The sequence below is a fragment of the Ruegeria sp. E5 genome, assembly GCF_056534105.1.
Window position 1 is genome coordinate 60588 of the sequence record NZ_JBQFPA010000004.1, and the last position, 22717, is coordinate 83304.

Annotated in this window: 24 protein-coding genes; 14 read left to right on the forward strand and 10 right to left on the reverse strand. The window is 58.4% G+C overall.

Annotated elements, in window-relative coordinates; translation table 11 throughout:
- Positions 1 to 163: 163 nt before the first annotated feature.
- Both ACR0BI_RS15090 and ACR0BI_RS15095 read left to right on the forward strand, forming a co-directional pair.
- Complete coding sequence (locus ACR0BI_RS15090; RefSeq protein WP_170395325.1) at positions 164 to 763, forward strand: L,D-transpeptidase; 600 nt, start codon at positions 164 to 166, stop codon at positions 761 to 763.
- A 139-nt stretch (positions 764 to 902) separates the two neighbouring features.
- Positions 903 to 1085, forward strand: coding sequence for a hypothetical protein (locus ACR0BI_RS15095; protein WP_010442520.1), 183 nt, complete (start codon positions 903 to 905; stop codon positions 1083 to 1085).
- A gap of 76 nt (positions 1086 to 1161) precedes the next feature.
- Here ACR0BI_RS15095 and hemH read toward each other — a convergent pair whose 3' ends face one another.
- Positions 1162 to 2211: a ferrochelatase gene (gene hemH / locus ACR0BI_RS15100; protein WP_170395328.1), complete on the reverse strand. Its 1050-nt coding sequence runs from the start codon at positions 2209 to 2211 to the stop codon at positions 1162 to 1164.
- Positions 2212 to 2266: 55 nt separating this feature from the next.
- On the reverse strand, positions 2267 to 3097 hold the full coding sequence (locus tag ACR0BI_RS15105) for a methyltransferase domain-containing protein (protein ID WP_480562710.1): 831 nt from the start codon (positions 3095 to 3097) through the stop codon (positions 2267 to 2269).
- Here ACR0BI_RS15105 and ACR0BI_RS15110 point away from each other — a divergent pair.
- The 5 genes from ACR0BI_RS15110 to ACR0BI_RS15130 are packed head-to-tail and all read left to right on the forward strand — an operon-like array spanning position 3078 to position 6148.
- Positions 3078 to 3842, forward strand: a complete 765-nt coding sequence (locus tag ACR0BI_RS15110) for a double zinc ribbon domain-containing protein (RefSeq protein WP_480562711.1) — start codon at positions 3078 to 3080, stop codon at positions 3840 to 3842. The two genes, ACR0BI_RS15105 and ACR0BI_RS15110, sit on opposite strands and share 20 nt — an antisense overlap.
- A 37-nt stretch (positions 3843 to 3879) precedes the next feature.
- Positions 3880 to 4137 carry a glutaredoxin 3 gene (grxC, locus tag ACR0BI_RS15115; protein WP_170395334.1) on the forward strand — a complete coding sequence of 86 codons (258 nt, stop codon included), beginning with the start codon at positions 3880 to 3882 and terminating at the stop codon, positions 4135 to 4137.
- Positions 4137 to 4967 carry a carbon-nitrogen hydrolase family protein gene (locus ACR0BI_RS15120; protein WP_480562713.1) on the forward strand — a complete coding sequence of 277 codons (831 nt, stop codon included), beginning with the start codon at positions 4137 to 4139 and terminating at the stop codon, positions 4965 to 4967. Before grxC ends, ACR0BI_RS15120 begins: the two co-directional genes overlap by 1 nt.
- 14 nt (positions 4968 to 4981) lie before the next feature.
- The gene (locus ACR0BI_RS15125) at positions 4982 to 5422 is read left to right on the forward strand and encodes a MarR family winged helix-turn-helix transcriptional regulator (RefSeq protein WP_170395340.1); all 441 of its coding nucleotides are present in this window, start codon (positions 4982 to 4984) and stop codon (positions 5420 to 5422) included.
- A 36-nt stretch (positions 5423 to 5458) separates the two neighbouring features.
- The gene (locus tag ACR0BI_RS15130; protein WP_480562714.1) at positions 5459 to 6148 is read left to right on the forward strand and encodes a hypothetical protein; all 690 of its coding nucleotides are present in this window, start codon (positions 5459 to 5461) and stop codon (positions 6146 to 6148) included.
- A 71-nt stretch (positions 6149 to 6219) separates the two neighbouring features.
- Here ACR0BI_RS15130 and ubiG read toward each other — a convergent pair whose 3' ends face one another.
- Positions 6220 to 6966 (reverse strand): bifunctional 2-polyprenyl-6-hydroxyphenol methylase/3-demethylubiquinol 3-O-methyltransferase UbiG, encoded by a 747-nt coding sequence (ubiG, locus tag ACR0BI_RS15135; protein WP_480562715.1) that lies wholly within the window; start codon positions 6964 to 6966, stop codon positions 6220 to 6222.
- Positions 6967 to 7014: 48 nt separating this feature from the next.
- On the opposite strand from ubiG, the gene pip reads away from it, so the two are divergent.
- The 6 genes from pip to infB all read left to right on the forward strand — a co-directional run bounded on the left by pip (position 7015) and on the right by infB (position 14294).
- Positions 7015 to 7992, forward strand: coding sequence for a prolyl aminopeptidase (gene pip, locus ACR0BI_RS15140; RefSeq protein WP_170395348.1), 978 nt, complete (start codon positions 7015 to 7017; stop codon positions 7990 to 7992).
- Positions 7989 to 8801, forward strand: a complete 813-nt coding sequence (locus ACR0BI_RS15145) for an ABC transporter substrate-binding protein (RefSeq protein WP_170395350.1) — start codon at positions 7989 to 7991, stop codon at positions 8799 to 8801. The genes pip and ACR0BI_RS15145 overlap by 4 nt, the downstream gene beginning before the upstream one ends.
- Positions 8802 to 8961: 160 nt before the next feature.
- A complete protein-coding gene (rimP, locus tag ACR0BI_RS15150; protein WP_010442531.1) occupies positions 8962 to 9552 on the forward strand; it encodes a ribosome maturation factor RimP in 591 nt (196 codons plus the stop codon).
- A complete protein-coding gene (gene nusA, locus ACR0BI_RS15155; protein WP_223117459.1) occupies positions 9552 to 11165 on the forward strand; it encodes a transcription termination factor NusA in 1614 nt (537 codons plus the stop codon). Before rimP ends, nusA begins: the two co-directional genes overlap by 1 nt.
- 22 nt (positions 11166 to 11187) lie before the next feature.
- Positions 11188 to 11811 (forward strand): RNA-binding protein, encoded by a 624-nt coding sequence (locus tag ACR0BI_RS15160; protein WP_170395356.1) that lies wholly within the window; start codon positions 11188 to 11190, stop codon positions 11809 to 11811.
- A gap of 8 nt (positions 11812 to 11819) precedes the next feature.
- Positions 11820 to 14294 (forward strand): translation initiation factor IF-2, encoded by a 2475-nt coding sequence (infB, locus tag ACR0BI_RS15165; protein WP_170395359.1) that lies wholly within the window; start codon positions 11820 to 11822, stop codon positions 14292 to 14294.
- A 59-nt stretch (positions 14295 to 14353) separates the two neighbouring features.
- Here infB and ACR0BI_RS15170 read toward each other — a convergent pair whose 3' ends face one another.
- From ACR0BI_RS15170 to ACR0BI_RS15190, 5 genes are all read right to left on the reverse strand, one after another.
- A complete protein-coding gene (locus ACR0BI_RS15170) occupies positions 14354 to 15184 on the reverse strand; it encodes an alpha/beta hydrolase (protein WP_170408662.1) in 831 nt (276 codons plus the stop codon).
- Between the two features lie 3 nt (positions 15185 to 15187).
- Positions 15188 to 16063 carry a tryptophan 2,3-dioxygenase gene (locus ACR0BI_RS15175; RefSeq protein ID WP_480562716.1) on the reverse strand — a complete coding sequence of 292 codons (876 nt, stop codon included), beginning with the start codon at positions 16061 to 16063 and terminating at the stop codon, positions 15188 to 15190.
- Between the two features lie 63 nt (positions 16064 to 16126).
- On the reverse strand, positions 16127 to 17155 hold the full coding sequence (tdh, locus tag ACR0BI_RS15180) for an L-threonine 3-dehydrogenase (RefSeq protein ID WP_480562821.1): 1029 nt from the start codon (positions 17153 to 17155) through the stop codon (positions 16127 to 16129).
- Between the two features lie 14 nt (positions 17156 to 17169).
- Positions 17170 to 18354, reverse strand: a complete 1185-nt coding sequence (locus ACR0BI_RS15185) for a glycine C-acetyltransferase (RefSeq protein ID WP_170408661.1) — start codon at positions 18352 to 18354, stop codon at positions 17170 to 17172.
- A gap of 109 nt (positions 18355 to 18463) precedes the next feature.
- Positions 18464 to 19027 (reverse strand): helix-turn-helix domain-containing protein, encoded by a 564-nt coding sequence (locus tag ACR0BI_RS15190; RefSeq protein ID WP_170395365.1) that lies wholly within the window; start codon positions 19025 to 19027, stop codon positions 18464 to 18466.
- Between the two features lie 112 nt (positions 19028 to 19139).
- Here ACR0BI_RS15190 and ACR0BI_RS15195 point away from each other — a divergent pair, with 112 nt between their 5' ends.
- Complete coding sequence (locus ACR0BI_RS15195) at positions 19140 to 20315, forward strand: acetyl-CoA C-acyltransferase family protein (protein WP_480562717.1); 1176 nt, start codon at positions 19140 to 19142, stop codon at positions 20313 to 20315.
- 97 nt (positions 20316 to 20412) lie between these two features.
- Here the strand turns inward: ACR0BI_RS15195 and ubiB are convergent, their stop codons facing one another.
- Both ubiB and ubiE read right to left on the reverse strand, forming a co-directional pair.
- Positions 20413 to 21942 (reverse strand): 2-polyprenylphenol 6-hydroxylase, encoded by a 1530-nt coding sequence (ubiB, locus tag ACR0BI_RS15200; RefSeq protein WP_170408659.1) that lies wholly within the window; start codon positions 21940 to 21942, stop codon positions 20413 to 20415.
- Positions 21943 to 22695: a bifunctional demethylmenaquinone methyltransferase/2-methoxy-6-polyprenyl-1,4-benzoquinol methylase UbiE gene (ubiE, locus tag ACR0BI_RS15205; protein ID WP_170597173.1), complete on the reverse strand. Its 753-nt coding sequence runs from the start codon at positions 22693 to 22695 to the stop codon at positions 21943 to 21945.
- Between the last annotated feature and the right edge of the window lie 22 nt (positions 22696 to 22717).

Genomic DNA, 22717 nt, shown 5'->3' on the forward strand with positions numbered 1-22717 from the left:
CCTAAATATTGTGTCGAGAAGGGAAATAGCCTGCTTGACCGCCCGGAGCAAACCTACAATGCCCCAACCTTGCGTGATTCTGCCGGTTTGATTTGCGACTGAAGCATTCTGGCCATAAAATGCCTTAGATTTTGCATTTGCTGTTAGCAGAGGACCGATCTCCATGGTCAAGAAACATATTCTTACTTCGACGCGCCGGGGATTCCTGGCCGGTGCAACCGCCAGCTTGGCCTCGCCTGCGTTGGCTCAGTATATTCCGGGCGACCCGCTACGCCCCGCCCCGGAACCGGAAGCTCCGGTACGCCGCAATGTGTCGGGATTCCGTGCGCTGGACTGGCAGCCCTATTTTTCGAACACAAGAAACGGTGCCATTCTGGTGGATACCGTATCCAGAGCGCTGCATTATTGGTCAGATGATCAATCCGTATACAAACTGTACCCCTCTTCGGTGCCTTTGACCGAGGAATTGACCCGTCGCGGGCGCACCAGTGTCATTCGCAAGGTGGAAGGCCCAAGCTGGTCACCGACGCCATCGATGAAGAAGCGCAACCCTGAATGGCCGGATTATATTCCGCCGGGTCCTGATAACCCGCTGGGAACACACGCTTTATATCTGAGCTGGAAGTATTATCGCATCCATGGCACCCACGATACGCGTAAAATTGGACGCCGGTCGTCGAACGGGTGCATTGGCTTGTTCAACGATGACATCGCCGAACTGTTTTCTATGGCCAAGGTCGGCACGCAAGTGTTGCTAATTTGACGACATTTTCGCGCACGAACCCGCTTGCGGGACAAGTTGCAATTGCAATCCGCCTGCATTGCTGATTAGAAAAACTCACGAGGTAAGTCTTAGATGCGTGGTTTCGCTATTGGGAATCGCGCAAATTCTGGAGGTTAATATGAAGAAACTCGTTCTCGCTGCTGCTCTGACCGCTGCTGCTTCGACCGCATATGCTGGCAACCTGGAAGAGCCGGTTGTTGAAGCACCTGTTGTTGTCGAAGAGACCCAAGGTTCGTCGCAGGGCATCATCCTGCCGCTGATCCTGCTGGTTGTTGTTGCCGCAGCTGTTGCAGCAAGCTAAGTCGACGAGACTTTATGCACTTAAAAGGCGGTGGTGCAAACCACCGCCTTTTTTCGTGTCTGGTGAAAGCGCGCGATTAGTCTAACCAACCACGCAGATTGTCTTCGATCACTTTAATCAGCGCGGCGATATGCGAATCATCGTCGTTAAGGCAAGGGATATAGGTAAACGATTCACCACCTGCCTCTTCGAAGCTCTCTTTGATCTCTTCGTTGATCTCTTCCAGCGTCTCAATGCAATCGGCAGAGAAGGCAGGTGCGATGACGGCGATGTTCTTCTTACCCTGACGCGCCAGATCAGCCACGTGATCAACGGTGTAGGGCTTCAGCCATTCTTCCGGTCCAAAGCGCGATTGAAAGGTCGAGATCAGCTGATCATCCGTCCATCCCAGACGCTCTTTCAGTAGCCTTGATGTTTTCACGCATTGGCAGTGGTAGGGGTCCCCTTGCTGCAAATAACGCTGGGGCATCCCGTGATACGAGCAGACCAAGACATCCGGTTTTGTCTCCATATCTGCATAGGCGCGCTCGACAGAGCTCGCCAACGCATCGATATAGGCAGGTTCGTCGAAATAGGCCGGAACAGTTCGGCTGGCAGGCTGCCATGACTCTTTCATCAACGCGCGGAAGAACTGATCATTTGCTGTAGCAGTCGTGGCACCGGCGTATTGCGGGTAGAGCGGGAAGAACAGGATGCGATCACAGCCTTCTTCTACCATCTCCCGGACCTTCGACGGAGTTGAAGGATTGCCGTAGCGCATGCAAAAATCCAGCATCACCCGATCGCCATACCGCTGCTGCATCGCTGCGCGCAGCTTGGCAGTCTGATCTTTGGTGATCGTCATCAACGGGCTTTCGCCCTTATCGTGATTCCAGATTGACTTGTACGCCTCACCCGAACTGAAAGGCCGCTTGGTCAGAATGATGCTTTGCAGAATCGGCTGCCACTTCCACGCCGGGTAGTCGATCACGCGCTTGTCCGACAGGAACTCGTTCAGATACCGCCGCATAGGCCAATAACTGTAGTCATCTGGAGTTCCCAGATTAGCCAGCAGGATGCCGACGCGGCCCATCTTGACCTTGGGATGGTCTGCAGGGGCATGGGTTGGACGAGTGGCATCAAACATTGAAAGCTTCCTGATTTGTGGTGTCTGGCCTGAGATATAGGGAAAAGGCCGGTCGTCAATCGGGCAGTTTGCCCTCATCCGTATCTAGCGCATCAGCCAGCCGCATCTTGGCGGATCCCGGACGCAAAGGTTTGGGTTGGCTGTCATCGGGGGCCCAGCCCGTCAGACAGATCAGTTCAAAGGTTGCCGTCAGGCGGCCCTGTGGCGATGCGTAATGCCCGGCGTAGATGTCCTGCGCTTTGTCAAAAACAGCGCGTCGGGTCGGGTGTTTCAGGCGATCCGCCAAAGCGTTGGTTTCCCCCATCGCACGCAGATCACGCATCAGATGCACCAGATCGCGATATTCTGCGGACAGCGTCGCCTTGTCGGCGACCGGCAAAGCCAGCCCGGCCCGTTGTAGCAGCCCCCCCAGATCACGAAGCTCGGCCATAGGAGCAATACGGGGGCTGAGACCGCCAGTCACCTCGATCTCGGCTTGACCCAAGGCCGCGCGTAATTCCTGAAGGGTGTCACCCCCCAAACATACCGCCAGTAGCAATCCATCGGGTTTCATGGCGCGATGGCATTGGATCAGTTGCCCGACCGGGTCGTTTGCCCAATGCAGCGCCATCGCATGTATCACGAGATCATGCGCACTTGGCGTCAAGTCGAGAACATCTTCATCCCCAATTACCCGAGCCTCGGGCCACAACCCCTCCCAGATATGGGGGAAGGGGGTCACGACGGCGGGCGCCTTAAAGGTTTTGTTAACCATGGACAGACGATCCTGCACTTCGTCGACAGCGGCATGGTGCAGGAAAAGCGCGTCGTCCCGCGCGCGGCTGCGGTGAAGCGCAAGGACGGCGCGGTCAAACAGAGAGGGTGTAGTGTCGGACGGAAGCTTCATAAGCCGCAAGTATCGCATTCGTCAGGGGATTCAAACCGCTGTCGAGATGATCTACCCACCGCGTTGCCTGTCCTGCGGAGCACTGACCGAATCCGATTTCGGCCTCTGCGGCGCATGCTGGCGCGACACGCCGTTCATCGGTGGCACCGTCTGCGAAAGCTGCGGCATGCCACTTCCCGGCGCGCAGGACGGACACCGGATTGAATGTGATGACTGTCTCAGGGCACCGCGCGCTTGGCAGCATGGTCGGGCAGCGTTGCTGTATCAGGGGGGCGCGAAGGCACTCATACTTGCCTTTAAGCACGGGGATCGGCCTGAGCTGGCCCGCCCTGCCGCCCGCTGGATGGCCCAAGCCGGGCAAGAGCTGTTGCACCCGAACATGCTGATCGCACCGGTTCCGCTGCACTGGACCCGGCTGATCAAGCGTCGCTACAATCAATCGGCGCTGCTGGCGGGGCATCTGGGCCGGGAAGCGGAGTTGAGTGTCTGCCCCGATCTTCTGGTACGCACGGTACGCACCCCTGTTCTGGATGGAAAAACTGCTGTTGAGCGATCCCTTGCGTTGTCCAACGCCATATCCCTGCACCGAAAACGTGCTCCCATGATCAGAGGCCGGGATATTCTTCTGGTCGATGATGTTATGACCTCGGGTGCGACGTTGGACGCCTGCGCGCGTGTCTGTCGCGCGTCGGGGGCAAATCATATTTTCGTGTTGGTACTGGCGCGCGTTGCCAAGGATGCCTAATTCGCCCAAGAATGTGCGAAACCCAAAGGGACGGAATATGAAGCCGGTAGAAATCTACACCTCGCCGCTGTGCGGCTTTTGTCATGCGGCCAAGCGGTTGCTGAAACAGAAAGGCGTCGAATTCAAGGAAATCGACGTGCTGATGCATCCGAAACGCAAACCTGAAATGATCCAGCGCGCGGCAGGAAAACGCACTGTGCCGCAGATTTTTGTGGGCACCACCCATGTTGGTGGGTGCGACGATCTTTACGAGCTTGAACGTCAGGGCAAGCTGGATCGCCTGCTGGCGGCTTGATGAAAACCGCTTTGCTGCAGATCACCGCGTCGGATGATCCGACCGAGAATCTGGACATGGTGCGAACCATGATGGCCGATGCGGCTGCGCAAGGTGCGCAGTTCATTCTGACGCCTGAAGTCACGAATTGCGTCTCAACCAGCACCACTCGGCAGCGCGAGGTTTTGCAGTATGAAGAGGACGATATCACTCTGGCGGGCCTTGGCGAACAGGCCGCCAATTTGGGTGTTTGGCTGCTGATCGGGTCACTAGCGATCAAAACGCATGATACCGATGGCCGCTTTGCCAACCGTAGCTTCATGATCGACCCGCAGGGGCAGATCGTGGCGCGGTATGACAAGATTCACATGTTCGACGTGCAGGTCACGGAATCCGAGACCTTCCGCGAATCGAAGAACTACCGCCCCGGTCAGAAAGCGGTGATTGCCGACACCGATTTCGGTAAAGTCGGCCTGACCATCTGCTATGATATTCGATTTCCCTACCTGTATGCCGCTTTGGCGCAGGCGGGCGCGCGGATTCTCACCGTCCCAGCGGCGTTTTCGCCGGTCACCGGTGCGGCCCATTGGGAAGCACTGCTGCGCGCGCGGGCCATTGAGACCGGCTGCTGGGTGCTGGCTCCGGCACAAACGGGTGAGCACCCTAAAACTCGCGGCAAGACGCGATATACACACGGCCACAGTATGGTTGTCGCCCCGTGGGGAGAGGTGCTGATCGACGCAGGCACCGATCCGGGCATTCACTTTTTTGATTTGGATGATAGGTCTGTTACAGAGGCGCGACGACGCGTGCCTTCACTAACACATGTCCGCCCCTTTGACGGACCCTGATCCAGAACCGGACCATGACTGACGAAAAAAATGCCCTTGCGGTCACGCTGTTCAGCGAGATCCTGACCGCCGATCAGCTATTGCGCAACCGGCTGAGCCGGGTGCTGCCCAAGGGCATGGAAATCTCGCATTTCTCGGTGCTGAACCATCTGGTGTTTGTCGGCGACGAGCGCACCCCGGCGCAACTTGCCAACACGTTCCATGTGACGCGCGGGGCGATGACCAACACTTTGGCCAAGCTGGAATGGGCCGGTTATATCCACATCCGCCCCGACTGGGACGACGCCCGCCGCAAGATGGTCGCCATCAGCCCCGCAGGCCGACGCGCACGCGATCAGGCGATTTCCTCGATTGCCCCGCTGATCAACCGCGTGGTCGGAGAGCTGGGGCTGGAGCGGGTGCGCAGCACGCTGCCCGTGCTACGGGATTTGCGGTTGCAGTTGGAGGGGGAGTAGGGGCTTTACGCCAACTGCGCCAAAGGATCGTAAAAGATGACGGATGAAATTTGGGTTTCAGACATTACCGTCGGGATGGACCTGCAGAGGCCATTCCGGGCTCTTGTCCCCGATGATTTTCCTGAAGAACCAAGTGAACGCTTCAAGGCCTTCAGGTGGCAACCCGGATCAGGTTATCATGCGAATCTGTATCGTTGGCAGCGCCACGGGGAGCCGCTGGAGCAGCAGGATATCTTGCCGGATTTCTTTCAAGAGGTTGCTCCTGAAGATCATGATTTTGAGCCTCACTACGGGAAGTATTCTCCTGTAATCACTTTGTTTGGAATTCTGGCGATCCGATCAGATGTGGCTGATATCCTCAAAAATCTCGAATTAGGGCAAGGGGGGCTTTATCCCGTCAACCTGTTCGAAAGAGACAAGATCACACCGATTGAGCAGGACTACTCGATCCTGTGGATCGCAAACAAATCCGGCACGCTGAACATTGCTGAGTCAAAAAGTCTTCGACGAGCCCGACCCGACCGGGATGACCTTTTTCGACTTCCTGAATGGAAGGATGCCAAGCCCGGGGACGTTGTCTGCTATGCAGATGCGGCGTCCGGGATCGACATTTGGCGCGACCCGGGCGTACCACATCGCGTTTTTCTAAATGGGCATCTCAAACACTCGTTGGACGAAGCTGGTTTTGCCTCAGCGTTTTACCTTCACCGTTTAGCCGTAAAATAATCAAGCGTAGGATGGGTTTTAACCCATCGCTTAAGATCGAAAACGCTTGCAAGATGGGTTGAAAACCCATCCTACCTAGGCTTCACACTCGCCGTCACGTAATTCACGCTCAAATCCCGGTCCGAGATCGACCAGCTCCACAGGATCGGGTTGAAGACGAACCCCTTGCGGTCCACCGGATCCAGCCCGGCCTGGCGCAGCAGGTCGAACAGCTCATCCGGGGTGATGAACTTGTTCCACTCGTGCGTGCCGCGCGGCAGCCAACGCATGACGACCTCGGCCCCGATGATGGCCATCGCGTAGGATTTTGGGTTGCGGTTGATGGTTGAGCAGATCAGTAACCCGCCCGGTTTCAGCAATTGCTGCGATGCGGTCAGGAAACCCAACGGATCAGCGACGTGTTCGACCACTTCCATATTCAGCACCACATCGAACTGTTCGCCTGCGGCGGCCATGTCTTCGGCGGTAGTGTGGCGGTAGTTGATCTGCAGCCCCGATTGCTCGGCATGGATGCGGGCGACAGGCAGGTTGCCTTCGGCGGCGTCGGCGCCCACGACCGTGGCGCCCAAACGCGCCATCGGTTCGCTCAATAACCCGCCGCCGCAGCCGATATCCAGCAGGCGCAAGCCTTCGAAGGGACGCGGAGCTTTCAGATCACGGTCGAACTCGCCTGCGATCTGCTGTGTGATATAATCCAGGCGACACGGATTCAGCATGTGCAGAGGTTTGAATTTCCCATGCGGGTCCCACCATTCTGCGGCCATCGCCTCGAATTTTGCGATCTCGGACGGGTCAACCGTGTTCGGATGCGCTTGCATTCCTGTCTCCGTGTGCTCTTTTACGCTTAAGGACTATATAGGGCCGTAATGGATAAGTACCCGGACCAAAAGCGCGCAGTTCAATATCTTTACCCGCCGATCGATCCGTTCGATCAGCGCGTGGTCGATATGGGCGATGGGCACCGTATTTATGTGGAACAATGCGGTAATCCCAATGGGATACCAGTGGTGATCCTGCACGGCGGGCCGGGCGGCGGCTGCAGCCCGGCGATGCGACGGTATTTCAACCCGGATGCCTATCGGGTGATTCTCTTTGATCAGCGCGGATGTGGCCGATCGCGGCCAACTGCGTCGGTCGAAAACAACACGACATGGCATCTGGTGGCGGATATCGAGCGTCTGCGCAAATTGTTCGACATCGAAGATTGGATCGTCTTTGGCGGTAGCTGGGGCGCGACACTGGCGTTGATCTATGCCCAAACACATCCGGATCGGATAAATCGGCTGGTATTGCGCGGCGTGTTTCTGGCCACACAGGCCGAGCTGGACTGGTTTTATGGCGGTGGTGCGGGCAAATTCTGGCCTGAACAATGGGCCAAGTTCACCTCTCTCTTGCCCGAACATGAAGTAAATGACGCAATTTCGGCCTACAACAAGCGCCTGTTTTCGGGCGACCGCGCGACCGAGATCCTCTATGCCCGCGCGTGGTCACATTGGGAAAACGCTTTGGCTTCGATCCACACCAATGGTTCGGTTGGGGAAAGTCCCGGCGAATACGCGCGAACTTTTGCGCGGCTTGAGAATCACTATTTCACGAACAAGGCGTTTCTTGAGTATGACGGGAAAATTCTGGATCAGATGGACCGGATTGCCCATATTCCCGGTCACATCGTTCAGGGACGCTATGACATGATCTGCCCACCGCAGGCTGCATGGAACCTGTCCGAGCGCTGGCCCAATGCCGAACTGAAGATGGTGCGGCAAGCCGGTCACGCCCTGTCAGAACCGGGCATCAGCGCGGAACTGGTTCGGATCATGGATCGCGTGTCGGAGGAAACGGTATGACTCGCATCGACCGTCGCGCATTATTTGCCTCGGGCGCCGCCGCCGCTTTGCTGGCGGCGACAGGAGCGTCTCTGGCCGATACGCCGAAACAGGGTGGCACCTTGCGGCTGGCGGTGCCACGCGACAACAGTCTGGAACAGGTGGCTCGGGGCGCAGTCTTTGACAGCCTGACCGAGATCGCGCCTGATGGTACCCTGCGCGGAGAGCTGGCTACAAATTGGCAGACCGATGCTTATGCGCGGGTCTGGAACTTTGACCTGCGCGATGATGCTGTGTTCCACGATGGCACCAAGCTGGACGTGAACGATGTTCTAGCTGTTCTGGAAGATATTGGTCAGGCCGAGGCCATTGCACCTGATCGTGTGCAGTTGCAATTGGCTGAGGGTAACCCGGGACTACCATTCTTGCTGGCTGGGTCACGGTTTGTCATTGCGCGAGGGGGCGTGACGCCACTGGCTCAGGCCAACGGCACAGGATGCTACCGGGTTGAGCGGGCCGAGGATGAACGTCATTTCCGCGCACGGAGGGTGTCCAATCACTACAAAAGCGGAACGGCAGGATGGGTTGATACGCTTGAGATTATCGTGATCCCGGACGCCGGGGTGCGGGCCGAAGCATTGCGCGATGGATATGTAGATATCGCAGCGCTCCCGGCTGGTGAGGAGCTGACCGCGCAACGCGGGCTGCGATATCATCCGTCTGAGGCCGAGATGGCGTTGGCAATGGCCTCTCATGTCGGTATGCCGCGCCAGATCAGCCGGGCTGCGCTGGATGATGGGCGCATCGCCGAACGGTGGTGGCTGGCGTAAATTTGATCACGATTTGCGCCGGGGGTTGCAGACTCAGGAACTCCTGCGTATATGCAGTTGCAACAGCGGCGCGTCGGACTTCTGGTCCGGGGCTCCACCGGAAAATTCGACGGGCCGCGCGCCCGTTTTTTTGTGCCCGATAGCAGGGTAGAGAACCTGAATGACAAACGACCTGATAGCCAAAGCTGCCATCGACCGGCGACTGGCCGAGATCATCACCCCTGTGATCGAGGATCTGGGGTATGAGCTTGTCCGCATTCGGCTGATGAGCGGCAAGACCACCACGATGCAGATTATGGCAGACAAGCCCGATGGCGGCATCGAAGTGGATGACTGCGCCGAGATTTCCAATGCGGTCAGCGCCACGCTGGATGTCGAAGACCCCATTTTGGACGCCTACACGCTTGAAGTTTCCAGCCCTGGAATTGACCGTCCTCTGACCCGTCTCAAAGATTTTGAGACGTTCGAAGGGTATGAGGCCAAGATCGAAACCGCAGAACTGATCGACGGTCGCCGCCGCTTCAAGGGCGAATTGGCCGGGATCGAAGGGGATGAGGTTCTGATCAACATCCCTGAGGGGGATGAGACGATCACTATCGGTTTGCAGTTTGACTGGCTGAGCGATGCCAAGCTGGTCCTGACCGATGACCTGATCAAGGAAATGCTGCGCCAGCGCAAAGATGCTGGTGCCCTGAACGAGAACGCTTTCGACGAGATTGAGACCGAAGGGTCCGAAGAGGAGACGAACTGATGGCAATCACCTCAGCCAACCAGCTGGAGCTGCTGCAGACCGCCGAGGCCGTGGCCCGCGAAAAGATGATCGACCCCGGTCTGGTTGTCGAAGCGATGGAGGAATCGCTCGCCCGTGCCGCCAAAAGCCGCTACGGCGCGGAAATGGACATCCGTGTGTCCATCGATCGCAAAACCGGCAAGGCGACCTTTACCCGTGTCCGTACCGTGGTCGAGGATGAAGAGCTTGAGAACTATCAGGCCGAGTTCACCGTCGAGCAGGCCAAGCAGTACATGGAAAACCCCGAGGTCGGCGATGTCTTCGTGGAAGAAGTGCCGCCGGTTGAAATGGGCCGGATTGCTGCTCAGTCCGCTAAGCAGGTCATCCTGCAGAAGGTTCGCGAAGCTGAACGTGATCGTCAGTACGAAGAATTCAAGGATCGTGCAGGCACCATCATCAACGGTGCGGTCAAGCGTGAAGAGTTCGGCAATGTGATCGTCGATCTGGGCGGTGCCGAGGCCGTTCTGCGCCGCAATGACAAGATCGGTCGCGAAAGCTATCGCCCGAACGACCGTGTGCGCGCCTATATCAAAGAGGTTCGCCGCGAGGTTCGTGGCCACCAGATATTCCTGTCGCGCACTGCGCCGGAATTCATGGCCGAGCTGTTCAAGATGGAAGTGCCGGAAATCTATGACGGCATCATCGAGGTTAAGGCCGTGGCCCGTGACCCCGGCTCGCGCGCCAAGATCGCTGTGATCTCGTATGACGGCTCGATCGATCCCGTCGGGGCCTGCGTAGGTATGCGCGGCAGCCGTGTGCAGGCCGTTGTGAACGAACTGCAGGGTGAGAAAATCGACATCATCCCGTGGAACGAAGATCAGCCGACTTTCCTGGTGAACGCGCTGCAGCCCGCTGAGGTTTCCAAGGTGGTTCTGGACGAAGAAGCCGGCAAGATCGAAGTTGTGGTTCCCGAGGAGCAACTGAGCCTCGCCATTGGCCGTCGTGGTCAGAACGTGCGTCTGGCCAGCCAGCTGACCAATCTGGACATCGACATCATGACCGAAGCCGAAGAATCGGCGCGCCGTCAGAAAGAATTCGAGGCTCGTACCCAGTTGTTCATGGAAACGCTGGATCTGGACGAATTCTTCGCTCAGCTGCTGGTTTCTGAAGGCTTCACCAACCTCGAAGAAGTGGCATACGTTGAAATCGACGAACTGCTGGTCATCGACGGTGTGGATGAAGGTACCGCGCAAGAACTTCAGACACGTGCACGCGAATTCCTGGAAGCTCAGGCCAAGGCGGCGCTGGATGCAGCCCGTGCGCTGGGTGCCGAGGACAGTCTTATTGAATTCGAGGGCCTGACACCCCAGATGGTAGAGGCGCTGGCCAAGGATGATGTGAAGACTCTGGAAGACTTCGCAACCTGCGCCGACTGGGAACTGGCCGGTGGCTGGACCACGGTCGATGGCGAACGCATCAAGGATGATGGTGTACTGGAGCCCTTCGGCGTGACGCTGGAAGAAGCGCAGGATCTGGTCATGACCGCGCGCATCATGCTGGGCTGGGTTGATCCGGCCGAGCTGGAGCAGGCCGAAGAAGACGGCGAAGCAACCGATGAGGAGGTCGAGGCCTGATCTCAGGCCTCGGGTGGCTGACATGGGTCGCGGTGGCGTCCATAAGGATCGGTCGGAAGGCCCTGAACGCAAGTGCATCGCCACGGGCGAGGTTCAGCCCAAATATGGCTTGATCCGCTTTGTGACGGGGCCGGATGGTCAGGTCTTTCCCGATGTCGCGGCGAAATTGCCGGGGCGTGGGGTTTACGTGGCGGCGGATCGTGCGGCGCTGGACAAGGCGGTGAACAAGAAACTGTTCTCGCGCGGGTTTAAGGCACAGGTGAGTGCCGCCAAGGACCTGACCGATGAGGTCGAGAAACAGGTGGCGCGTCGTGTGATCGAGCTGATCAGTCTGGCGCGCAAGTCCGGTGACGCGGTCGCCGGGTATGAAAAGGTCAAGTCGTGGCTGGACCGGGAAGAGGCCCAGGTGCTGATTCAGGCCTCAGATGGATCGGGGCGCGGCAAGTCGAAACTCAGCACGCCGCACTTCGGGAAATACATCGGCTGGCTGACCGCAGACGAGCTTGGGGCGGCATTTGGGCGCCAAACCGTGATTCATGCGGCCTTGGCCTCTGGCGGACTCGCCAAACGTGTTGTAGAGGAAGCGCAGCGCCTGCGTGGCTTGCGCGAAAAGGATGACGGCGGCAAGGGCCGCTCGGAAGGGTAAGAAGCTTTATGAGCGATAGTGACGGCAAAAAGACATTGGGTCTTCGTGGCGGGGCACGCCCCGGAAATGTGAAACAGAGTTTCAGCCACGGACGCACCAAGAATGTCGTGGTGGAGACCAAACGCAAACGCGTGGTCGTACCCAAGCCGGGCGCGACCAAACCAAGTGGTGGTGCGACACCTTCGGGTGATCCTTCGCGTCGCCCAGCGGGTATTTCCGATGCGGAAATGGCGCGTCGTATGAAGGCGTTGCAAGCCGCCAAAGCGCGCGAGGCTGAAGAGGCCGCTGCCCGTGAGGCGCAGGAAAAGGCGCGCGAAGAAGAACGCGCACGCCGCCGGGCCGAACAAGAGGCCAAGGAACGCGAGCAGCGTGAAGCTGAAGAGCGTGCCCGTGCCAAGGCCGAAGAGGAAGAACGCAAGCGTAAAGAGGCCGAGGAAGCAGCCCAGCGTGCTGCCGCAGCCCCGGCACCCGCCGAGCCCAAGGCCGCACGCAGCCCATCCAGCAAGCCTGCACCTGCTGCGGCACCGCGCAAGCAGGATCGCGAGCGTGAGCAGCGTGGCCGTGGCAAGGGCCGTGACGACAACCGCCGCTCGGGCAAGCTGACACTGGGTCAGGCCACTGGCGGCGAAGGCAATCGCCAACGCTCGATGGCCGCGATGAAACGCAAGCAAGAGCGGGCGCGCCAGAAGGCCATGGGCGGCACGGTCGAGCGGGAAAAGGTGATCCGCGACGTTCAGCTGCCCGAGGCGATCATGGTCTCGGAATTGGCCAACCGTATGGCCGAGCGTGTCGCTGACGTTGTCAAATCGCTGATGCAGATGGGCATGATGGTCACGCAGAACCAGACCATCGACGCTGACACCGCTGAACTGATCATCGAAGAATTTGGCCACAAGGTCACGCGTGTCTCTGATTCGGATGTTGAAGACGTCATCAAAGAGGTCGAAGACAGCGATGACGATCTGCAGCCCCGTCCGCCGGTCATCACCATCATGGGTCACGTTGACCACGGCAAAACCTCGTTGCTGGATGCGATCCGCGACGCGCGTGTTGTTGCCGGCGAAGCTGGTGGCATCACCCAGCATATCGGCGCCTATCAGGTGAAAACCGATGGTGGCACCACGCTGACCTTCCTGGATACACCGGGACACGCGGCCTTTACCTCGATGCGCTCGCGCGGGGCTCAGGTCACGGATATCGTGGTTCTTGTTGTTGCCGCCGACGACGCGGTGATGCCGCAGACGATCGAGGCGATCAACCACGCCAAAGCGGCCGAAGTGCCAATGATCGTGGCGATCAACAAGATCGACAAGCCCGACGCGAACCCCGACAAAGTCCGCACTGACTTGCTGCAGCACGAAGTGATCGTCGAGAAGATGTCGGGTGAGGTTCAGGACGTTGAGGTCTCGGCCATGACTGGTCAGGGTCTGGACGAATTGCTGGAAGCCATTGCACTGCAGGCCGAGATTCTGGAACTGAAAGCCAACCCAGATCGCGCCGCCCAAGGTGCCGTGATCGAGGCGCAGCTGGATGTGGGCCGTGGTCCCGTCGCCACCGTTCTGGTTCAGAACGGCACGCTGCGTCAGGGCGATATCTTCGTTGTGGGTGAGCAGTACGGTAAGGTCCGTGCGCTGATCAACGACAAGGGCGACCGTGTCAAAGAAGCTGGCCCCTCAGTTCCGGTCGAGGTTCTGGGTCTCAACGGTACGCCCGAAGCAGGTGACGTTCTGAACGTGACCGAGACCGAAGCGCAGGCCCGTGAGATCGCTGCTTATCGTGAGCAAGCCGCCAAGGACAAACGCGCCGCTGCTGGTGCCGCGACCACCCTTGAACAGCTGATGCAGAAGGCGAAGGAAGACGAAAACGTCACCGAGCTGCCTATTCTGATGAAAGCGGATGTGCAGGGCTCTGCCGAAGCCATCGTTCAGGCGATGGAGAAGATCGGCAACGACGAAGTGCGCGTACGCGTTCTTCACTCGGGTGTTGGTGCGATCACCGAGACGGATGTCGGCCTGGCCGAAGCCTCTGGTGCACCGATCTTTGGCTTCAACGTGCGTGCGAACGCATCGGCGCGGAACACCGCCAACCAGAAAGGCGTCGAGATTCGCTACTATTCGGTGATCTACGATCTGGTGGATGACGTGAAAGCGGCCGCATCTGGCCTGCTGAGCGCCGAGATTCGCGAAAAATTCATCGGTTACGCCGAGATCAAAGAGGTCTTCAAGGTCACCGGCGTCGGCAAGGTTGCTGGCTGCCTGGTCACCGAAGGTGTTGCCCGCCGCTCGGCGGGTGTCCGCCTGCTGCGCGACAACGTGGTGATCCACGAAGGCACGCTGAAGACCCTCAAGCGTTTCAAGGATGAAGTGGCCGAAGTTCAATCGGGTCAGGAATGCGGTATGGCGTTCGAGAACTACGACGATATCCGCGCAGGCGACGTGATCGAAATCTTCGAGCGCGAAGAGGTCACGCGCACGCTGGACTGATCCGGATCTAGAAAGAAACTTGAAACAGCGGCCCCACGAGGCCGCTGTTTTCATTTAGGTTAGTCCGTGCGCGACGACAGAAACGTGCCCGACGGCATGATGATGTCAAAATGATGCTTGCCCTTCTGCAGATCGAAACTGACCGAATGTCCGGCCTTGCGCAGTAGTTCAGCATAGTCACGGCTTTGGCGGATAAACTCGGGCGTATCCCGCTCGGCGACTGTCACCCTGTAACGGGGTCCTGGCGCGGGCAGGTTGAGGCAGGGTGAGAAATCGTGAATCTCGACCTTGGTCAGTTGCAGCGGATCATTCACCGAGGTCAGGCTGATCGGAACAAGGTCATAGATCCCGCTAATCAGGATCACATTGCGCACCCGCAGGCCAGCCTGCGCAAATGCCTTCGAAGACGTCGCCATCACCATCGCAACCAGATGGGCACCTGCACTGTGACCCGATAGCGTGATGTTTGATGGATCAAAACCCAGTGTTTCGGCCTGTGACGCAAGCCACAACAAGGCGGTACGGCATTCTTCGACCATCTGCCCCAATCTGGCATCGGGGGCGAGCGTATAATTCAGCGTGGCAAAGGCTTGCCCGTTCTCATGCAATACCGGTGCCATAGGGGCCGACTCACGCTGGCTAAGCGCCTGCCAATAGCCACCATGAATAAAGACATGCAAAGGCGCGTTGGCGCCAGGTGCGGGGAAGAAATCTAGAACTTGCGTCGGGCTGTCGCCATAGGAACGGTTTTCCTGCATCCTAATTTCAGACCGTGCCTGTGTGCTGAGGGCAGAATAGCTGGCTAGATATGGCGTCAGATCACCGCCAATCATTGAGCTAGGGGAATACTCCTGCTCAAGCTCTTCTTGGGTGAATCCGCGATACAGCATGGCCTATTCCCCAGTATACATCAGTTCGGTTCGCACGTCGTAGAGGTCGTGGAAAAACCGCAACTCCAGCGCCTTGCGCAGGAAGGCCACGCCGCTAGATCCACCCGTTCCGGGCTGCATTCCGATCACGCGCTCAACCGCGGTTGCATGATCGAATCGCCACCTCTGAAACAGAGATTCCACATCCATCAGTTTTTCGGCCAGCGCGTAAAGATCCCAGTATTGTTTCGTGTTGCGGAACACTTCGACCCAGATTTTGACGATACGCGGATCGCCGGAATAGGGCTTTGCGTAATCCCGCTCGATCAGATCATGCGGCACGTCAAACCCTTGCCGGGCCAGCATCCGCAGCACTTCGTCATAGAGCGAGGGTTTGGTAAGAGCCGCGTTCAGCATCTCCATCACTTCTGGGTCATGCGCATGCACTTTCAGGGTCGCGGGATCTTTGTTGCCCAGAATGAACTCGATTTGGCGATAGCCATAGCTTTGAAAGCCTGACGAACTGCCTAATGCGTCCCGAAACGTCATGTAGTCCGCGGGAGTCATAGTCAGTAGCGTCTCCCACGCGGCGATCAACTGCCGTTGGATCGCCTTGATCCGGTCGAGGTTCTTCATCGCCGGACCGAAATCGTCCTGCTGCAAGAACCGGCGGACTTCGACAAGTTGATGGTGCATCAGTTTCAGCCACAGTTCGCTGACCTGATGAATGATGATGAACAACATCTCATCAGGTTGGGCCGGGTCCTGAAAGGTCTTTTGCAGATTCAGCAGAGTTTTAAGTTGCAGAAAATCCCCATAGCTTTTGCGGTGAGTTTCTGTGAAATCGGTGACCAGAGACTCTTCGATTCCCCGTTCTGTATACCTGTCTTTGTCGCCCATGTACTCCTCCAGACGCGCGGGTTTATCCCTGTTTAGGGACAAAACCCGCACGGTTCCAGAGCGTTAGGTCCAGTCCAGAACCACCTTGCCTGATTGACCGGATTTCATGGCCTTGAATCCCTGAGCAAAGTCATCGACCGCGAACTGGTGGGTGATTACGCGGCTGACATCCAGCCCGTTCTGCAACATGGCGATCATCTTGTACCAGGTCTCGAACATCTCGCGCCCATAGACACCCTTGATGGTGATAGCTTTGAACACGATGCGCGACCAGTCCACCGGAGATTTTCCGGGCGGAATCCCCAACAGTGCGATCTTGCCACCCATAACCAGCGCTTCGATCATCTGGTCCAGCGCGGCTTGCGAGCCCGACATTTCAAGCCCGACATCAAAGCCCTGAGTCATGCCCAGTTCCGCGATGACATCCTGCAGATCCTCTTTGGACACATCAACGGTGCGTACCGTTGGTACCACGTGTTCGGCCAGTTTCAGGCGGTCGGGGTTGATATCGGTGATCACTACATGCCGGGCACCGGCATGACGGGCAACGGCGGCGGACATGATGCCGATAGGGCCTGCGCCAGTAATCAATACATCCTCGCCCAGCAGATCGAAGCTGAGTGCAGTGTGCACGGCATTGCCCAGCGGGTCGAGGATCGCCCCGATCTCATCCGGTACGTCGTCAGGCAGGGGCACCACGTTAAAGGCAGGCAGTTTCAGGTATTGCGCAAAGGCACCCTGTTCATTCACACCGATACCGCGCGTGCCGGGATCAAGGTGGAACTTGCCCGCACGACTCTGGCGGCTGTCAGGGGTGATCAGATGGCCCTCGCCTGAACAGCGCTGGCCGACCGTCATCCCTGTCACGTTGCGACCCAATTCAACAATTTCACCCGCGAACTCGTGGCCGGTGATCATCGGGATCGGCACGGTGGCCGCAGCCCATTCATCCCAGTTCCAGATATGAATATCCGTGCCGCAAATCCCGGTCTTGTTGATGCGGATAAGAACCTCGTCTGGGCCGATCTCGGGTACCGGGGCCTGCACCATCCACAGACCTTCCTGGGGCTTGGATTTCTCAAGGGCTTTCATCGTGTTGGGCCGCATCAGATTATCCCCAATTCTTTGCCGACCCTGCCAAATGCCGCGAGCGCCCGGTCTAATTCGTCGCGTGTCAGAGCCGCATTCATCTGCGTTCTGATTCGGGCCTGACCACGCGGCACGACAGGGAAGAAAAAGCCCGAAACATAGACGCCTTCGTCAAACAATCGCGATGCCATATCCTGCGCCAGGGTCGCTTCACCCAGCATGACCGGGATGATCGGGTGTTCGCCCGGAAGTAGGTCGAAGCCCAGATTCTCTAACCCGGCGCGCCAGTACTTGGCATTGCCGAACAATTGGGCGCGCAGCATGTCACCTTCTTCAACCAGACGGATTGCCTCAAGCCCTGCGGCAACGATGGATGGCGGCAACGAGTTTGAGAACAGATAGGGCCGCGCCCGCTGCCGCAGCAGGTCGATCACTGGCTGCGGCCCGGCGATATAACCGCCGATTGCCCCCCCAAGTGCCTTGCCCAGAGTTCCCGTCAGAATATCCACGTCGACGCCGAAGTGGTCCGGCGTGCCCGCTCCGTTTGGCCCCATAAAGCCGGTGGCGTGGCAGTCATCGACCATCACGATGGCGTCGTATTTGTCGGCCAGCTCGCGAATCTTCGGCAGATTGGCCAGATAGCCGTCCATTGAGAACACACCATCGGTTGCGATCATGATATGCCGCGCCCCGTCCTCGCGCGCTTGTTTCAGCCACGCTTCGAGGTCATTCATGTCGTTGTTCATGTAGCGATAGCGTTTTGCCTTGCACAGCCGTACCCCGTCGATGATCGAGGCATGATTTAGACTGTCAGAGATGATGGCGTCTTCGGGCCCTAACAAAGGCTCAAACAACCCGCCATTGGCGTCGAAGCAGGCAGCGAACAGAATTGAATCGTCCTTGTTCAGGAACTTTGCCAGCTTCTGCTCAAGTTCGCGATGAATGTCCTGCGTACCGCAGATGAACCGGACTGAGGCCATGCCGAACCCCTTGGGCTCCATGACGCTTTTGGCGGCGTTGATCAGCGCGGGGTGATCGGCCAAACCCAGATAGTTGTTGGCGCACAAGTTGATCACCTGCTTGTCACCCACCGTAATCTCACCGCCCTGAGGCGAGGTGATCATTCGTTCGCGCTTGTACAGACCCTCTGCCTCAATCTGCGCGAGTGTATCCGAAATATGGGACAGGAATGCATCAGCCATGGCGACCTCCGTTAATCTGAGTCGCACGTCTAACATAGCGGATGAAATTCCCAAATAGGAGAATTACAGTATTTGGGAAAAATATCCGTGAAGGCGGAATCTTGCCCGTTCAGGCGTTTTTTACGATCAGGAAAACGCGGGCCGGGTTTTCAGCGCTTATCGAATGCGTAATATCGGCGGCATACCGGGCGGTATCCCCTTGTTTCAGATCGCTGGATGCCGTTCCCGAAGTGACACGGACGGCGCCTTCCAGCACAGTCAGTTGCTCCCGCGCGCCGCGCGCATGAGGTTGGCTGTTCAGGCTCCCATTGGCCTGAAACTGAATATCATAGACCTCGTGCCCTCCGGCCTCTTCGGGGGGAGAGAGGATGCGAATCCGGCATTTCTCGCCCATATTGTCGATACTGGGCACTTCTGCTTGACGCAGCACTTCGATCTGGTCGGTCGTTTTGGCGTCTTCCAAAAGTCCGGCGAAATCCACCTGCAGAGCGCGTGTCAGGTTCCACAGAGTCGAAATTGTGGGGCTGCTTTCGCCACGCTCGATCTGGCTGACCATGGAACGCGAGACGCCGCTGAGGTTGGCGACCGCCTCAAGCGACAGGCCTTTGGCGCGGCGCGCCTCTTTCAATCGGGCGGGCAGGCGCGTCAGAATATCGTCTGTGTTTTCCGTCATGACGGAATCCATGGGTGTTGCGCAACGTAATGTCAATTCCGGCGTGACAGTGAGTCTAATATGAAGATCATGCTGCAGGTGCATAATGGGCGCGAGACTTGGAGGAGAAAACATGACGGACATAGTAATACTGGACGGTGCGCGCACAGCCATCGGGACCTTTGGCGGTGCGTTGGCCTCGACCGCTCCGATCGATCTGGCGACCGTGGCGACCGAGGCGGCAATGGAGCGTTCGGGCGTTGAAGGCGCGCAGATTGATCATGTTGTCTTTGGTCATGTGATCAACACCGAACCGCGCGACATGTATCTGTCGCGAGTCGCCGCAATGCAGGCAGGTATTCCGAACGGGACTCCGGCGATGAACGTGAACCGGCTGTGCGGTTCGGGGGCGCAGGCAGTAGTGTCGGCGGTGCAGGCGCTGATGCTAGGCGATGCCGAGTTTGCCGTGGCGGGCGGTGCCGAAAGCATGTCGCGCAGCCCTTATGTCGTACCGCAGGCCCGTTGGGGGGCGAAGATGGGCGATGTCAAATCGCTCGACATGATGCTGGGCGCGCTGAACTGCCCATTCGGCACCGGGCATATGGGGGTGACCGCCGAGAATGTGGCGGATGAACACCAGATCAGCCGCGAACAGATGGACGCGTTTGCGCTGACCAGCCAGACCCGTGCGGCTGCGGCGATTGAGGCCGGGTATTTCGACAGCCAAATCGCGCCGGTGCAGGTCAAGGTCAAGCGCGACAAGGTCGACTTCAAGGTCGATGAACATCCCAAGGCCACCACTGCCGAGGCGCTGGCCGGATTGCGCCCGGTATTCCAGAAAGATGGGCGGGTGACGGCAGGCAACGCCTCGGGCATCAATGACGGCGCGGCGGCGATGGTATTGGCGACAGTGGATGCTGCAGAAAAGGCGGGCTTGAAACCCAAAGCGCGCGTGATTGGCTATGCCCATGCCGGCGTGCGACCCGAGGTGATGGGTATCGGCCCGGTTCCAGCTGTGCAGAACCTGTTCGCAAAAACGGGTTTGTCTGCGGGTGATTTCGACGTGATCGAAAGCAACGAGGCGTTTGCGGCGCAAGCTCTGGCCGTCAATCAGGAATTGGGTCTGGACGCTGCAAAGGTGAATCCGAACGGTGGGGCTATTGCACTGGGCCATCCGGTGGGCGCCACAGGGGCGATTATCACGCTTAAGGCATTGTATGAGTTGGAGCGTATTGGCGGATCGAAAGGTCTGATCACCATGTGCATCGGCGGAGGTCAGGGGATTGCCCTCGCCATCGAGCGGCTCTGAGTTGGACCGGGGCAAGGGGGGGCTGTCTGCCCCCCATCGCGCCGGGGCGCGATTCCCCCCGAAGGTATTTTTGGCCAGATGAAGCGGTCGGGTTGGTTTAGCTGAGTGCGAAGATAACAAGCGTCGCGGCTATGCCTGCGGCCGCGCCGATCGCTGCTGGCAGAAGGTTTGCGATGAAACCCGGTGTCTTTGGGTCGTCTTTTTGGGTCTGGGCAATCAGGGCATTTTCCACCAGACCGGGCAAGCGGGGACCGAAACGGGCAAGCACCAGGGCGGTTTTACCGAAATCGCGCAGGGCGGCGCGGGGGCCGATGGATTGTTTGATGTAATCCTCGACCACCGGTCGGGCGACCTCCCAGATGTTCATGTGATCATCAAGCGAGCGGGCGACGCCTTCGACCACCACCATGGTGCGTTGCAGCAGGATCAGCTCGGTGCGGGTTTCCATGCCAAAGCGTTCAGTGACTTCGAACAGGTAGCTCAGCAGCCGACCCATCGAGATATGGGTGGCGTCCATGCCGAAGATCGGCTCACCTACCGCGCGCAAGGCGCGGGCGAATTCGTCGACGTCCTGATTGGCAGGCACATAGCCTGCTTCGAAATGGACTTCAGCCACGCGTTTATAGTCGCGGCGGATGAAACCAAAGAGAATCTCGGCATATACCCGGCGAGTATATTCATCGATATGACCCATGATGCCGTAGTCATAGGCGATAATGTCCCCGTTCGCAGCGACCTTGAGGTTGCCTTGGTGCATGTCGGCGTGAAAATAGCCGTCGCGTAGCGCGTGCAATAGGAACAGGCGGAGCACGCGCTCAGCCAGATCGCGGCGATTATGTCCGGCAGCGTCCAGCGCATTGTTATCTCCCAAGGGAATGCCATCAGCCCAGCTGAGCGTCATGACGCGGCGTGCGGATAGCGACCAGACCACCGGAGGCAGCCAGAATCCGGCATCATCCTTGGTATTGGCAGCGTATTCCGAGGCGGCGGCACTTTCCAGACGCAGGTCCAACTCGCCGCGTACTACGCCGTCGAAATGCTCGATCACTTCCATCGGGCGTAGTCGGCGCGCTCCGGGGGCGCAAAGTTGCACCATACGCGCGGCGAAATAGAACGCGTCTACATCCTTGCGGAAGGCGCGCTCGATACCCGGTCTCAGGACTTTGACAGCAACGTCTTCGCCTGTGCTGGTCAGCTTGGCCTTGTGAACCTGAGCAATCGAGGCAGCGGCGATAGGTTCACTGAACTCGCTGAATATCTCTGACGTCGGTTGGCCTAACTCTTTCTCGACCTCTGCCATTGCTTCAGCTTTGGAAAAGGGCGGCAACTTGTCTTGCAGAACACGCAATTGCTCGGCCAGTTCATTTCCCACCACGTCGGGGCGGGTCGAAAGTACCTGCCCGAATTTGATGTAAGCCGGACCCAATGCGGTCAGGGCACGGGTGGCGGGCGGCATCTCGGGGTCGCCCTTGTAGCCCAGCCATTGGAACGGTTTGCCCAGCGTATGCGCCAGAATACGTACGGCGCGCGGCGCTTCAAACGCGTCCAGCACCACATTCATGGCACCGGTGCGTTCCAGCGTGGCGCCCGTCCGGACCAGGCGAATGATGTTGTGGGGGCCGCGCATCTAGATCTTCCAGCCAGAATGCAGTGCGGCAATGCCCATGCTCAGGTTGCGGTATTTGGCGTTTTCGAACCCGGCGGTGCGGACCATGTTCAGGAATGTCTCCTGGTCTGGGAACTTGCGGATCGATTCCACAAGGTACTGATAGCTATCGTAGTCGTTGGCGATCAGCTTGCCCATACGCGGGATGACATTGAAACTGTAGAGGTCGTAAAGCTTCTGCAGCCCGTCATTGGGTAACTGGCTGAACTCAAGCACTATCAGACGACCACCGGGCTTCAGAACGCGATAGGCCTCGTTCAGCGCCTCTTGCGGGCGGGTGACATTCCGGATGCCGAAGGAGATGGTGTAGACATCGAAGGTGTTATCCTCGAAGGGCAGCGCCATCGCATCGCCCACCACCCAATTCAGGCTGTCGGACATCTGGTCGGCCTCGGCGCGCTGGCGGCCTTCGACCAGCATCGGCTCGGTCAGGTCCAGCACGGTAGCATGGCCGTGGCCTGCGCGCTTAAGAAAGCGGAACGAGATATCGCCGGTGCCGCCCGCCACATCCAGAAGCCGCTGACCGGCGCGCGGGGCAAGCCAGTCCATCATCGCGTCTTTCCAGACCCGGTGGATGCCCATCGACATCACGTCGTTCATCACGTCGTATTTCGAGGCGACCGAATTGAAAACGCCCTGTACGCGGCCGGCTTTTTCAGCCTCGCGCACGGTTTCGAACCCGAAATGGGTGGTCTTGTCGTTGGTGTCGGACATTTGCCTTGCCGTTTGTCGAATT